This window comes from Syntrophorhabdales bacterium, from assembly GCA_035541455.1.
Classification (GTDB): Bacteria; Desulfobacterota; Syntrophorhabdia; order Syntrophorhabdales; family WCHB1-27; genus JADGQN01.
Genome location: DATKNH010000124.1, coordinates 30,037 through 44,207, shown reverse-complemented (window position 1 = coordinate 44,207; position 14,171 = coordinate 30,037). Strand labels below are relative to the sequence as shown.

General features: G+C 54.7%; 14 protein-coding genes. 8 read left to right on the top strand and 6 right to left on the bottom strand.

Annotated features, from left to right (window positions below; genetic code table 11):
- From VMT71_13695 to VMT71_13675, 5 genes are all read left to right on the top strand, one after another.
- Positions 1–810, top strand: an 810-nt coding sequence (locus VMT71_13695; protein ID HVN25021.1) for an aldo/keto reductase, incomplete at its 5' end; no start/stop codon positions are given.
- Between the two features lie 66 nt (positions 811–876).
- Positions 877–1,968, top strand: coding sequence for an aldo/keto reductase (locus VMT71_13690; protein ID HVN25020.1), 1,092 nt, complete (start codon positions 877–879; stop codon positions 1,966–1,968).
- 178 nt (positions 1,969–2,146) lie between these two features.
- Entirely contained in the window at positions 2,147–2,755 is a 609-nt protein-coding gene (locus VMT71_13685; protein ID HVN25019.1) for a flavodoxin, read from the top strand.
- Positions 2,756–2,834: 79 nt separating this feature from the next.
- Positions 2,835–3,473 (top strand): flavodoxin family protein, encoded by a 639-nt coding sequence (locus VMT71_13680; protein ID HVN25018.1) that lies wholly within the window; start codon positions 2,835–2,837, stop codon positions 3,471–3,473.
- 296 nt (positions 3,474–3,769) lie between these two features.
- Entirely contained in the window at positions 3,770–5,473 is a 1,704-nt protein-coding gene (locus tag VMT71_13675; GenBank protein ID HVN25017.1) for an IS1634 family transposase, read from the top strand.
- A 185-nt stretch (positions 5,474–5,658) separates the two neighbouring features.
- Here VMT71_13675 and serS read toward each other — a convergent pair whose 3' ends face one another.
- From serS to VMT71_13655, 4 genes are read right to left on the bottom strand one after another with little or no spacing between them, the layout of a single operon-like run.
- On the bottom strand, positions 5,659–6,933 hold the full coding sequence (gene serS / locus VMT71_13670; protein ID HVN25016.1) for a serine--tRNA ligase: 1,275 nt from the start codon (positions 6,931–6,933) through the stop codon (positions 5,659–5,661).
- A complete protein-coding gene (locus VMT71_13665) occupies positions 6,934–7,461 on the bottom strand; it encodes a GerMN domain-containing protein (GenBank protein ID HVN25015.1) in 528 nt (175 codons plus the stop codon).
- Positions 7,445–8,014, bottom strand: coding sequence for an isochorismatase family cysteine hydrolase (locus VMT71_13660; GenBank protein ID HVN25014.1), 570 nt, complete (start codon positions 8,012–8,014; stop codon positions 7,445–7,447). Before VMT71_13660 ends, VMT71_13665 begins: the two co-directional genes overlap by 17 nt.
- Positions 8,011–8,790: a TatD family hydrolase gene (locus VMT71_13655; protein ID HVN25013.1), complete on the bottom strand. Its 780-nt coding sequence runs from the start codon at positions 8,788–8,790 to the stop codon at positions 8,011–8,013. The genes VMT71_13660 and VMT71_13655 overlap by 4 nt, the downstream gene beginning before the upstream one ends.
- Before the next feature lie 111 nt (positions 8,791–8,901).
- Here VMT71_13655 and VMT71_13650 point away from each other — a divergent pair, with 111 nt between their 5' ends.
- Both VMT71_13650 and VMT71_13645 read left to right on the top strand, forming a co-directional pair.
- The gene (locus tag VMT71_13650) at positions 8,902–9,732 is read left to right on the top strand and encodes a metallophosphoesterase (GenBank protein HVN25012.1); all 831 of its coding nucleotides are present in this window, start codon (positions 8,902–8,904) and stop codon (positions 9,730–9,732) included.
- A gap of 29 nt (positions 9,733–9,761) precedes the next feature.
- A complete protein-coding gene (locus VMT71_13645) occupies positions 9,762–10,835 on the top strand; it encodes a DUF362 domain-containing protein (GenBank protein HVN25011.1) in 1,074 nt (357 codons plus the stop codon).
- A gap of 17 nt (positions 10,836–10,852) precedes the next feature.
- On the opposite strand, the gene VMT71_13640 is transcribed toward VMT71_13645, so the two are convergent.
- Entirely contained in the window at positions 10,853–11,818 is a 966-nt protein-coding gene (locus VMT71_13640) for an amidohydrolase family protein (GenBank protein ID HVN25010.1), read from the bottom strand.
- Positions 11,819–11,836: 18 nt separating this feature from the next.
- A complete protein-coding gene (locus VMT71_13635; GenBank protein ID HVN25009.1) occupies positions 11,837–13,276 on the bottom strand; it encodes a UbiD family decarboxylase in 1,440 nt (479 codons plus the stop codon).
- A gap of 156 nt (positions 13,277–13,432) precedes the next feature.
- On the opposite strand from VMT71_13635, the gene VMT71_13630 reads away from it, so the two are divergent.
- Positions 13,433–14,125, top strand: coding sequence for a nitroreductase family protein (locus tag VMT71_13630; GenBank protein ID HVN25008.1), 693 nt, complete (start codon positions 13,433–13,435; stop codon positions 14,123–14,125).
- Positions 14,126–14,171: the final 46 nt, after the last annotated feature.

Here is a 14,171-nt window from a genome sequence, read left to right as displayed (position 1 = left end):
GAAGAAATCGTCGGTGAAGCTCTTGCCCCCTTCCGTAAGCAGGTGGTGATTGCCACCAAGTTCGGGTTCGACCTTGATGCTGAAATTGTGGGCGCCCCCAGCCTCAACAGTCGACCGGAGCACATCAAAAAAGTTGCAGAGGCCTCGCTCAAACGACTCAGGACTTATGTCATCGATCTGTTCTATCAGCACCGCGTCGACCCGAACGTGCCGATCGAAGACGTGGCAGAGGCGGTTAAAGACCTGATCAAGCAAGGCAAGGTAAAACACTTCGGCCTTTCGGAAGCAGGCGCAAAGACAATCCGCCGCGCGCATGCCGTGCAGCCTGTCCCGGCCGTTCAGAGTGAATATTCAGTATGGACGAGAGACCCGGAGGCGGAAGTGCTGCCCACCTGCGAAGAGCTCGGGATTGGTTTCGTTCCCTGGAGCCCCCTTGGCCAAGGATTCCTTACAGGAAAGATGGACGCAAACATGAAATTTGACAGTGTTACCGACCTTCGGTCCGTTTTTCCGCGCTTCACACCTGAAGCCCGAAAAGCCAACATGGGAATAGTCGATCTGCTTCGAGCTATTGCAAAACGGAAGAAAGCGACACCGGCGCAGATTGCCCTTGCATGGCTGCTTGCCAAGAAACCGTGGGTCGTCCCCATTCCTGGGACAACGAAACTGGAACACCTGGATGATAATCTCGGGACGCTTTCAGTTGAACTTACATCCGATGATCTCCGAGAGATTGATAGCGTGACCTCAAAGATAAAGGTGGAAGGGATTCGGCTCCCGGAAGAACATATGAACCTGATAGACCGTTGAAGAGAGAGCTGAAGACCGACCAAGTGAGACAAGAGGGCAAAGAGTCAGGAAGAAGGAGGAATTGCGATGAGTAGAGAATCTACCAACCAACACCAAATAATTCCACACCGCAAGCTTGGCCGCTCATTGGAGGTTTCTGCGCTCGGACTCGGCTGCATGGACTTCGCCTGGGCTTACGGCCCCTCCACAGAGGTGCAGCACGCGGTGAAGGTAATCCGGGCGGCGTATGAACGCGGGGTTACGTTCTTCGATACCGCCGAAGTCTACGGGCCATTTCTCAGTGAGGAAATGGTTGGGGAAGCATTGGCGCCGATTCGTGATCACGTGGTCATCGCAACGAAGTTCGGGTTTGAAGTCGACCCGGCGACGAAACAGCGTCGCGGCCTGAACAGTCGACCCGACTACATCAAGCGCGTCGCGGATGCCTGCCTCAAGCGTCTCAGGACCGACAGGATTGACCTCTTCTATCAACATCGTGTCGATCCCAACGTCCCGATTGAGGACGTCGCGGGAGCGGTAAAGAACCTGATCGCGGAAGGGAAGGTGCGACACTTTGGTCTTTCTGAGGCGGGAGGCGCAACTATTCGCCGCGCTCATGCGGTGCTCCCGGTGACCGCGGTGCAGAACGAATACTCGCTCTGGACGCGCGATCCTGAACACGAGGTTCTGCCGACCTGTGAGGAACTCGGGATCGGTTTCGTGGCGTGGAGCCCGCTGGGAATGGGCTACCTGACCGGCACCGTCAGCCCGTCGACGGCCTTCGATCCCACGTCAGACCTGAGAGTGATGTTCCCCCGTTTTTCAGCTGAGGCGCGCCGCGCGAACAGGGCCGTCGTTGAGCTGCTTCAGAGCGTGGGTCGCCGGAAAGACGCAACGCCTGCCCAGATTGAGCTCGCCTGGCTGCTCGCCCGGAAGCCCTGGATCGTTCCAATCCCTGGTACTACAAAGCTGAAGCACCTCGAAGAGAATCTCGGGGCGCTCAAGGTCCAGCTGAGCGCGGAGGACATGAGAGAGATCGCCGAGGGGTTCGCACGGATCCACGTGCAGGGCGCTCGGGCACCGGAGGAGATAGGCAAGCTTCATGACGTGGGTGCCAATATCGGAACAAGCTCGGCTGGCGGGCACGGCATGTCTCCCTTGCCTCCAAGGCCAGCTTAGTAGATGGCTGAAGTCGAGAACTTCGGCGCAGTGGCCGTCAAGTTCGCTCCGAATAAACTCTGGCAGATCCATAGCACCTGCTTCGATGCGCGTTCGTTTCAATGCGTTATGTCGGGGAACTTTCCGCGGGATTAGGACGTAATTTCCTATGTATATACCGTAACAAAGGAACTAGCCCATGAAGAAGAACCGTATGAAAAAAGCGGCCTATGTGCTGCTGGGAGGAGTAGTAATGATGATGATGAGCACTGTATCTGCAAAGGATTCTGAAAAAGTTCTGATTGCGTATTTTTCGCGGGCCGGAGAAAATTACAACGTCGGATATCTGAAAGTAGGCAATACTGCAGTCATGGCAGGATACATCCACGAACGGCTGTCGGGCTCAGATATTTTTAAGATTGAGCCGGTTGTTCCGTACCCTGATAAGTATGATGAATGCACGGAGGTTGCAAAGAAAGAGCAGCGCGAAGATGCCCGCCCGGGAGTTAAGACGCATATTGCAGATATCAATAAGTACGATGTCATATATATTGGATACCCGATCTGGTGGGGAACGATGCCGCAGATGATGTTCACATTCCTTGAGGAATACAACTTAGGCGGCAAGACGATCGTTCCATTCTGCACGCATGAGGGAAGCGGCTTCGGCCGTAGCGTCAATGACCTCAAGAAGAAATGCCCTAAGTCGAAGTTCCTCGACGGGTTGGCGGTGCGCGGATCGGATGTAAAGAAGGCACAGAAAGAAGTCAATGCCTGGATTGACAAGACAATGAAAGCGGTTAAGTAGCCAAATAAGGCTGTACTAGAACAGGGAATTAAGAGCCATACACATCAGTTAAATTGTACTAAGGCAAAAGGAACCCATCGTGAAAGCTATAGCTATAAATGGAAGCCCCAGGTCGGGCGGCAATACGGAGATCCTGCTCAAAAAGGTGCTTGAACCACTTGAAGCTGCCGGCTGGAGCACGGAGTACTTGCAGATTGGGGGAAAACCGGTGCGGGGTTGCACGGCCTGCCTCAAGTGCTTCGAGAAGCAGAACGGACGGTGCAGCATCGAGAGAGATGATATGAACAAGTACCTGGAAAAGATCTACGCGGCTGATGCTGTGATTCTCGGTTCCCCGACCTTCTTCGCAGACGTCACCCCCGAGTTGAAAGCCCTAATCGATCGAGCCGGCTTTGTGGCGTTGGCTAACGGCGGGATGCTCAGGGGAAAGATCGGGGCCGCTGTGGTGGCAGTCCGGCGCGGTGGCGCAACCCACGTGTTCGATACCATCAATCACATGTTCTTTCTGTCTTCCATGATTGTACCCGGATCCATCTACTGGAACTTCGGGATTGGACGCGATAAAGGCGAGGTGCTTGGCGACGATGAGGCCATGCGGAATATGAACCATCTCGGGCAAGCTATTGCATGGCTCGGTCATGCCATAGCCTCTGCCCCCGGTGCTTTCCCTATCCCTCCCTATAATGTGGAGTTGCCGCGTGAGGGAAACTCCACATAGGGGACAGCTGATTACCAGCTCTAAATGTTCCACGAAAAGGCAAAAAAGCTGCCACACCATTTCGGGAAGACAATTTGAAGAGCGGATAGGAATTGCTTCACTGTCTCCTATGCACGAACTTCCGGTCGCCATTACCGGTTGACGTCTAGTCCGAAGTTCCATGTGAAATCACGATAAAAATGGTCTCTTTCCCTTGCCGGTAGCCGGAAAGCTTGAAAGTGGGCTCTTCCATTTGTGCCCATGTAATATGTCATTTAGTAGTTGACAGTAGTGTAGTGTGGTGGTATGATGTGCTCATGTACATCGATGTGGTGCCGAACCGCAACTCACGGCCGGCTGTTCTGCTTAGGGAAGCGTGGCGTGAAGGGAAAAAGGTCAAGCGGCGGACCGTTGCGAATCTCACGGACTGGCCGGAAGAGAAGGTTGAAGCACTCAGGCGCGTTTTGAAGGGTGAAACCGCTGTGGCACCGAAAGAAGCCTTCCATATCGAACGTTCCCTGGCCCACGGCCACGTGGAGGCGGTTTTGGGAACCATACGAAGAATCGGCCTTGATAGCGTCATCGCATCCAAGAGAAGCCGCGAGCGTGATCTCGTCATCGCCATGCTGGCAGAGCGTCTCCTCCATCCTTCCTCGAAACTCGCCACGGCGCGGCTCATAAACACCACGACGCTTGCGGAAGAGCTTTCTTGCACCGATACCGATGAGGACGATCTCTACCGTGCGATGGACTGGCTGCTTGCCCGCCAGGAGATGATTGAAAAGAAGCTGGCTTCGAAGCACCTCGCAGAAAGAGCATCCGTGCTCTACGATGTCACGAGCAGCTACTATGAAGGCAGGACCTGCCCCTTGGCGCTGTTCGGCCATGACCGGGACGGAGAGAAAGGAAAGCCGATCATCGTCTACGGAGTGCTCACCGATCAGCAAGGGTGTCCAGTCGCCGTCAGCGTCTATCCCGGCAACACCGGTGATCCCACCACGGTTCCCGATCAGGTGCAAACACTGAAAAACCGTTTCGGGCTGAACCGCCTTGTTTTGGTCGGCGACCGGGGCATGCTCACGAATACGCAGATCGATACCCTGAAGGCCCACCCGGGCATCGGCTGGATCTCGGCACTGCGCTCCCGCGCCATCCGGAACTTGGTCGAGGGGGAAAGCCTTCAGCTGTCGCTCTTCGACCAGACGGATCTTGCCGAGATCGTATCCGACGACTATCCCGACGAGCGGCTCATCGCCTGCTTCAATCCGCTTTTGGCGGAAGAACGGAAGAGAAAGCGACAAGAGCTTCTTGCCGCGACCGAGGGTGAACTCTCTCGCATCGCCCGTCAGGTGACACGGCGCACCCGCACGCCGCTCGACAAGGCCGAGATCGGCAAGAAGGTGGGGGGCGTGCTCGGCCGGTTCAAGGTGGGCAAGCACTTCAAGGTGACGATCGGCGAGGGAACGTTCTCCTTTGCCCGGAATGAGCTGTCGATCCAGCGAGAGGAAGCCTTAGACGGCATCTACGTCATCCGCACGAGTGAACCGCAAGAAACCCTCTCCCCCGAGGATGCGGTCCGCACGTATAAGAACCTTGCGCACGTCGAGCGCGCCTTCCGGAGCTTAAAAGGGCTCGATCTGCTCATACGGCCCATCTGGCACAGGACCGAAGCGCACGTCAAAGCCCACATTTTTCTCTGCCTACTCGCCTATTACGTGGAGTGGCATATGCGGAAGTCTCTGGCGCCGCTCCTTTTTGATGACGAAGAACTGCCGGAGAAAAGAACGATGAGAGACGCGGTGCGGCCGGCGAAAGCGTCTCCTTCTGCCCTGAGGAAGAAGAGGACGGGCCTTACCCCGGATGGTCTTCCCGTCCAGAGCTTCTCGACCCTGCTCGCCGAACTGGCCACCCGGTGCCGTCATCGCGTGAGGATCGGTACCGATCCCGCTCAACCGTCTTTCTTGCGGGTAACCGACCTCACACCTCTTCAAGCGCGGGCATTTGAACTCCTCAGGCTGTAGCCAGTAAACGGAAACTCCTCTTTTCTAAAACTCCTTCTCTCACAAGGAAATACTGCATTACGAGGTAAGGAACTTCGGACTAATGAAAACTGAAAGCCGTGGACGACCGCTTCACCAGGACGACCGCACTGCGTGCTCGGACGATTACGAACATGTCAGCTGAAGTCGCGCCGGATAAACGCTCTTTATGCCGGGGGGATTCGCGTCAGGCCGTACATGTACGGCCGGAGCGCCTCCGGCACACCGATTGAGCCATCAGCCTGCTGATAATTCTCCATCACAGCCATAACGGTTCTCCCGATGGCGAGACCAGATCCGTTCAGAGTGTGGACGAACTCGATCTTGCCTGCACTGGTCCGGTATCTGATTCTTGCACGCCGCGCCTGAAAGTCTGAGAAATTGCTGCACGAAGATATCTCCCGGTAAATATTCTGCCCGGGCAGCCAGACTTCAATATCGTAGGTTTTTGAAGAGGAAAACCCCAGGTCCCCTGTGCAAAGCGCTGAAACGCGGTAGTGGATATTCAATCTTCTCAGCACCTCTTCCGCATTCAGGAGAAGGCCTTCAAGCTCATCGTAGGAATTCTTTGGATGGGCGAACTTGACCAGCTCGACTTTGTTGAACTGGTGCTGCCGCGTAAGCCCTCTTGTGTCTTTTCCATGTGCGCCTGCTTCCGCCCTGAAGCACGGAGTATAGGATACGTACTTGACGGGTAGCTCGCTCTCCTTCAGGATCTCGTCTTTGAAAATATTGGTAACAGGCACTTCCGCGGTTGGAATGAGAAAATAATCGAAGCCCTGGAGCTTGAAGAGTTCCTCTTCAAATTTGGGCAACTGGCCGGTTCCGGTCATTGTGTCCCTGTTCACCATGAAGGGAGGAAGCACTTCGGTATAGCCGTGTTCTCGCACGTGAAGGTCGAGCATGAAGTTGATGAGCGCCCTCTCCAGAAGCGCTCCGTAGGATTTATAGAGGGTGAATCTGGTGCCTGTTATTTTGGCTGCGCGCTTGAAATCGAGTATGTCGAGCTTCTCGCCGATGTCCCAGTGCGCCAGGGCTGCGAAGTCGAAGACCGGCTTCACCCCCCAGACGCGCACTACCTGGTTGTCTGCCTCGCCGGAGCCCTGAGGAACAGATTCATGAGGGATGTTGGGGATGATGAGAATCAAGTCCTCCCACGCCTTTTCTGCAACCTTGAGTTCTTGCTCCAGCGTCTCTATAGTCTTTCCGACCTCGCGCAGGTGCACTATTTTTTCAGTTGCGTCCTGGCCGGCCTTCTTTTGCTTTGCTATCTCATCGGAGGTTTTGTTTCGCTCGCTTTTCAGGTCCTCCGCCTGTCTGATTAGTGCTCTCCTTTTCTCATCGACAGCAATCACCTGCTGGAGATCAAATTGCGTACCCCTCTTTTCCAGGCTGGCTCTTACCACATCAGGTTTTTCTCGTATCAGCTTTGGGTCGATCATTCAGTCCTCCATGAAATCCTTGTTGAACTCAAGAGGAAGGTACGTGTAGACCACTCCTCTGATAGTGTAGACCGGCTCTCCGTCCAGGAGGAGCTGGACCTTGTTCACATCTTTGAAGTTCGAGGTAAACGAGTTTACCAGACTGTAAACCATCAGCATCTCGGGGGGTGCACCGGGATATGTCTCGGCGAGATTCCTGGAGACGTTCACGTAGAGTATCCCGTCAAGACCAACAGCCGTGTCACGCAATTGGACACCTGCAGCGATCACCTTGTCTTTCTTTAATTCTCTGAGAATGATATCCGCTTTTTCTCTGTCGGGAATGTCCGAGCGTACTTCCAGGACGCGGTTTGAGAGCCTGCTTGTACCATCGGAAGAGAAGAGACGGATGGTTTCCTTGCGGACAGTGATGGAGCCTCTCTGCTGCACGCTGGTTGCTTCTCTAAACCAGTGGAGCCATTGGTATACTGCAACAGCCACCAGGATGGCACACGCTATGCCAATGATGACTTTATGCCTGCGCTGCATGTTCGTGGTCTTTCAGAAACGCTTCGGAAGTTATCACACGAAAGAGCGGTGAGAGAGAAGAGCGACGATGATTGTTCAGCGTACTTTCGTGATGTTCCCTCCTCGCCGCTGCACACAAATCTTCCAGGAGGATCGTATGAAAATCGTGACAAATGGCGTCAATAGCGGTGGCTATAACGCAGACATGGGTGTTGATACCGCCTATCGCCACAGTGTCAACCCCGTATGTTCTGAGCGTCTGGTCAAGGTCGGTTTTGAAAAAAGCACTGAATCTTCGCTTCGGAAGAATGATATCCGCCGGCTCCGGCGCGAGATCGTGCAGGACTTCAGCGCCGGCGGTTCCCCGTATCGCGTAAGGCTTCAGCTTGCCTTTAAAAATGAAATCCTCTCTCAGAAAGCTGTCGTTAGCGAATATCACGGGAATTGAAAGGGTTCTGCATTTCGCCAGAAAGAGTTTCATCGGCTGGACGATCTTCTCCTCATCCCGCTCCTTGTTCCTGGGCTCACGGAAACTGTCCTCAAGCATGTCAACGATAATCACTGCAGGTTTCACAACTGGTTTTTTCCTTTCAAGAAAAGTCTGACGAAATTGTCGCAGAGAGCGTTGGACACCTCTTGCGCGGGCCTGTCCAGCGCCTCCGCGATCCGCGCGAAGACGAGCCTGACCAATGCAGGCTCGTTTCGCGTGCCCCTGTGCGGCTCTGGTGTCAGGAATGGTGCGTCCGTTTCGGGCAGTATCCGGTCGAGCGGTACGAAGCGCACTATTTCGCGAAGGAGGGATGCCTTCTTGTAGGTGATTGTTCCCGGTATTGAGAGATGAAAACCCATGTCGAGCAGTTTCTTTGCGGTGGCGAGATCGTAGGAGAAGCAGTGCATGACGGCTCCGTGGGGGGCCGCACCGGTCTCGGCCAGAATGTGGAGTGTCTCGTCGCGGGCCTCTCTCGAGTGAACGATGATTGGAAGGGATAACTCGCGGGCCAGCGCTATCTGGGCGCGGAAGGCGTTGATCTGGATTTCTTTCGGCGCGTAGTTCCGGTAGAAATCCAATCCTATTTCTCCGTACGCAACGAGCTTCTTGTTGACGAAGAATCCTTTTATCCTCTTCGCAAGCGCTTCGTCGAAATTACGGCTGTTGTGAGGGTGAATACCAAAAGCCCCGTATACAGCATCGTGAGAATCAACTATATCGAGAGCCGTCGCAAAGTACTTCTCCTCGGTCGCCACCGTGAGCATGTACGCAAGTCCTGCCTTGACGCCTCTCTCGATGACTTTTTTACGGTCCTTGTCGTAATCTTCCATCTCCAGGTGGCAGTGCGAATCGACGAACATGAATGGTTATAGCATGGCCAGAAAGCCTTCGTCAAAGGCGCACAGCGGGGGTGGAGGGAGGCGTCATTTATTTCAGCCGTGTGATGGTGTATAGTAACGCTCGTGCTTAGCATGAGAAAGAAAAGCAGCATATTCCTTGTCGGACTGATTCTTCTTCTCTTCCCGCTTTTCGTCGGGGCTGAATACGCGCCGTTCGCGATAATAAGCGATACACATATAGGGTTGCAGGAATCGGTGTACATTGCCTTCATCCAGGCAGTGGAGGCGGAGAAGATACAGGTAATTTTCCATACGGGTGATGCGATACACGTACCTGGCGACGTGATGCAATGGGCGCGGTTCGTGCAGATCACGGGTCAGGGGAAGACAGTGCACCTTGCTGCAGGAAACCATGACGTAAGTGACAAGGAATCATTTGCCGTTTTCCTGAAGTACTTCCCTGAACCGTACTATTCCTTTTCGGACGGCGATACGCTCTTTGTAATCCTGAACACGGAACTGCCCGGCCAGAAGTCGAGGATAGCGGGGGAACAGCTGGAGTGGCTGAAGACAGATCTTCAGAGGGCATTCCGGTATAAATTTATATTTCTTCACGAGCCGCTTTTTCCTGTTGTCCGTCTGCACGGCCTGGACATCCACAAAGCGGCAAGAGATGCGCTGCACCAGCTTTTTGTCAGGACCGGCGTTTCCCTCGTAATTGCCGGCCACGACCATCTCTACGAGCGCAAGATGAGGGACGGTGTCACCTATGTTATTCAGGGAGGCGGAGGCGGAGTGATGCCCTTTTTCATGCATAACGGCGATTTTCATCACTACATGCTCGGAAGAAGGGCGGATGACGGTTACACTTTTATCCTGAAAGACATGAAGGGAAACGTCAGGGACCAGTTCTCAATCACGCGGCAGCCGTTAAAAGGTGTGTACGTTGAGACGCCTCAGTGACAGGTGGGCGAATACCTAAGGTGTAGAGCGTGCCAAGAGTAATGATCCATGCTGCTTCTTACGAGCGGCTCGCTGAGGCCATCGACAAGGCATTTTCGCTCTTCCCTCTGGAACTGCAAGGGAAGAATGTCTTCATAAGCCCCAATGTGCTGCGCGCCTCCGAAGCAAGAGAAGGCATCGTGACTCATCCTGCGGTTCTCCGGTCCGTCGTGGAAAAAGTGGAAGCGATGAGACCTGCTGCGATTGTTGTGGGCGACAATCCGGGACTGCACGGCTACGGCATAAACGAGCAATGCTTCAAGATGACGGGCCTGATGGAGGCAGCCAAGGGGTATTATCGCAACATCGGCAATGAATCACGTAAGATGACCTTTAACCCCGAATTTATGGACGAGGTGAGCGTCTCCGCAGCCGTGTTGGACGCTGACATTGTCATCAGCCTCCCCAAGTTCAAGACTCACGGGTTAACGGTGGTCACCGGTGCAATCAAGAACTGTTATGGTTTTTTGCCGGGCGCCCAGAAGGCCAGGCTGCACAAGGCGGCAGGCTGCGCTGAGCGCTTCCATGAGATGCTTGTTGATGTGTTCCGGCTCCGTGTGCCCGACCTCTTCATTGTGGACGCTGTGGTGGGTATGGAGGGAAACGGCCCGGCAGGACCTGACCTCAGAGAGATAGGCCTGATCCTGGCTTCGGACAACGGTGTGGCCATGGATGCGGTAATCGCCACGATGATGGGACTTGATCCGGCACGCCTGCGGTTCCTGCAGAAAGCGAAGGCAATGGGGCTCGGCGACTACGATCTGGATACCATCGAGATCGTCGGGAAGCTAGAGCGTCTTATCGATTTCAAGCTTCCTCCTCTGGGCGGAGAATCGAATCTCCAGGATCAGAATCTCCAGGATATACTCCACAGCCGCACGATACTGCGGCCTCACGCCGACCTCGGCCTTTGCACAGCCTGTGGCGCCTGTGTCGACCAGTGCCCTGTCTCTGCGCTGTCGCTCGGCGAAGAGGATCGCGTCCCAAAGGCAGACAATGACACGTGCATTACCTGCTTCTGCTGCCAGGAGATCTGCCCCGAGAAGGCTATCACGCTCAAATAGAATCTATCTGCGGATCACTAGAGCTTCAACAATGCCCTGGCGTTATCAAGGTAGATCATCTGTTTTTCCTGATCGGTTATGGCCATTGCATCCACAGCCTCAATGGTGTGGATGACGCGGTTGCCCATCTCCGCGTCGTACGGCATATCTGTTCCAAAGAGCAGATGGTGTGCGCCGAAGAAAGCGTGGCCGCACATCAGGCCTGGAGTTCCGCGGCCAAGTACCGTATCGGTATAGAACATTTTGAAATAATCGATGAAAGGCCTGCTCAGTCTGGTTGTGCTCTCCATCCCGTGAATGGTGCGGGAGGCGTCGTACGACTCCACCATTCTCCCTGCAAAGAAAGGCACCAGTGCTCCGCAATGATGGACGATGACCTTAAGCTGAGGGAGCTTTTCCATGATACCGCCGAGTACGAGATGCAGCATGGCAGCGGTAGACTCGTACGGCCAGCCGAAGACGTGATTCATAAAGTACATTTCGTAGTCGTCCCGGTCGATCGGCCTCACAGGGTGGATCCAGATGGGGAGGTTGTAGTCAGACATTCTCTTAAGGAGGGGCAGCAGATCGTCAAGGTTCCACTGCCTGTTCTTGACCGGTGTGAACAGCTGGATGCCCTTAAGCCCGAGATCCCTCACCGCGCGGTCAAGTTCATTAGCGGCATCATCTATATCCATCATGGCCAGTGAAGCCACGCCTGCGGCAAAACGGTCAGGATGTTTGTTCGCCAGTTCTGCCATCTCGTCATTAGCCATTTTAGCGAACTCCGCACCCGATTTCGGATCGTCGAAAATGAGGGTCGCAGTCATCGCCATGGTGAGGACCTGTTTCACCTCGGGGCAGTTGTCCATTACGCGGAATCTCTGATCCATATCGTACAGGGTTGGAAGACGACCCACATGGTCTGAAAGGTGGGGCGCCACCCTGGCAAGAGCAGTCTTGTATTTCGGTGGAACTATGTGCGTAAAAATGTCGATCTTCACTGCGTGTCCTCCTTCTTATCACTTTAACCATCGCTTCTTATCCTCAGGCTGCAGGTAGGTGCCCAGGTCCACCTCAGGCCAACTACTCCTGGTGAAGAAGGTGATGCCCGGTGATTTCTCCGCTACCCTGTACGCCCACGGGATAGTGGCGTCGACAATCATCTTACCCGTTATGATCGGCTCCTCTGAGAGCTCCCGCACGCCTGCAATAGGATTATTCTGGTGGGAGCGCGCCTCCGGGAGAATGTGAACCTGTTTGGAAAAGTTGCACCGCGTGGAGACTGCCCAGTCAACCTCCCGATAGTTGCGGATGTCGATATCTTCGTCCACTATGGTCACCTGGTCGAGGGCGGTAGATGATCCATGACCAAAAGCTGCCATGGCAACGTTCAACTGGTAGCCCTCGTGATGCGGATGGGTCTTCCGCACTTTAATGACAGCGTGGTGACGGCGAGCCCCGTGAGTGAATGCGGCATCGACAACGAATTCTCCGGCAAAACTCCGCAGCGTACGCAGAAGCTGCGCCTCGTTGCCTATGGAAACCACGTTCGGGATGGCGCCGGGCACGAAGATCGGGACGACCGGATTATTGCGAAACGTTATAGCAGTAACATCCATCAGCGGCGGGTTTATGTTCATGCCCAGGTAGCCGAGGTATTCCGGCCACGGGCCTTCGTTGCCCAGTTTGTAGGGCGGGCGGATTTCTCCCTCGACGACTACCTCGGCGTGTGCGGGAACGAGCATGTCGACCGTTTCCGCTTTGACCATCTCCACAGGCTCGCGCACCAGGGCTCCGGCCAGACCGACCTCATCGTAGCCGTACGGCAATTCTGATGTGGCGGCTTCATAGATAGACGGGTGGACCCCGAGACAGAGCGCCACCTGCAGGGGAACGTTGATCTCTTTGGCCACCTGAAGATGCATGCCGCCATGCTGGGTTACTCTCAGATTGACCGTGACCTTGCCCCGCGGCTGCAGGGTCACCCGGTACATGCCCATGTTTATGCGGCCAGTTCTTGGATGTTTGGTAAAGACAACCGTGTGATAGTAAAGATGCTTTGATTGCGACGCGCCTTTTGTGGGAAAGATGATCTTGCCGAGATCAACAGGAGACTTCCGTACGTTCTCTTTGCATGGCGCGTTTGTGACAAGCCGTGGTGCCAGAGGTTTCTCCAGCGCTTCCACAATATAGCTGTTGAGCGCGATGGGTTCCATCGGCAAATCCAGAGAGCGCAGGACCCGGCTTCTATCCCCGAAGAACGCACCGCACGCCCGGACACCAGGATATTTCTTGACGCTTTCAAAGAGGAGCGCTGGAATTTTAGGAAGCCTGGCAAGGGCCTTTACAACGGCAGGAATCTCGATCAGGGGATCAACGGACCGCTTCACCCGGACAAGTTCTCGTTCCTGCTCGATCTTATGCAATACTGCCCTCAAATCCTGTTTTTCGATGGACATCTCCCGCCTCCTCTCAGCGTTCCCTTTTCTTTTGCCATCCACAGTCGGCTTTGTCAATGGAAATCATGCGTGACATTTGTCGTGACATTTGGATTGACAAGGCGCCACCTTCGCGGTAGGTTTCTTCCTAATTTCTCACTAAGAGGGGAGAACGCCATGACGTACGACGCTTTTTTGGAACTGGTAAAGAAAAGACGCAGCATCCGCAGTCTCAAACCTGACCCTTTACCCGATGACTACGTAGAGCGCATCATCGAGGCTGCACGCTTTGCCCCTTCGGGCGCGAATTCTCAGCCATGGGAATTCGTCGTAATCAAAGACCCGGAGACCAAAAACAGAATAGCTGCACTCATCGCCGAGCAGGGAGAACCGGCTCGCAAAGTGGAGATCGCCAGGGATGAAGACCTGCGGTTCCCGGGAGCGCAGGGCCCTGCACGGGAACCGGGTTACAAGAGTGCGCCGGTCTTTATACTTCTCTGCGGGGATCCGAGGACGAAAGAAGCGTATCCCCTTTTTACCACGATGACGCGGGGCGACTCCCATTTTGCATCGGGTCTCGCCAGTGCTTTTCTCTACATGACACTTGCTGCGACATCGCTTGGCCTTGGCTCGCAGTGGGTGAGTGCCACGGGGGGCCCGCTTGTCAAGCCCCTTCTGAGGAAGCTTCTTGACATCCCCCACGGGATCGAGATTTATGACATGCTTGTCGTTGGCTGGCCCGCATCTCAGCCCAACGAGCGCTTTGTAAGGGAAAGGGCCGAGATGGTGCATTACGAGCGTTTCGATACGGCAAAATACAGAAGCGACGCGCAAATGCGGGAGTATATTGCGCGACTTCGCAAAGGATAGATAATACCGGCTCACGGCGCGCGGCTCACGGCGCTCCCGCACCATG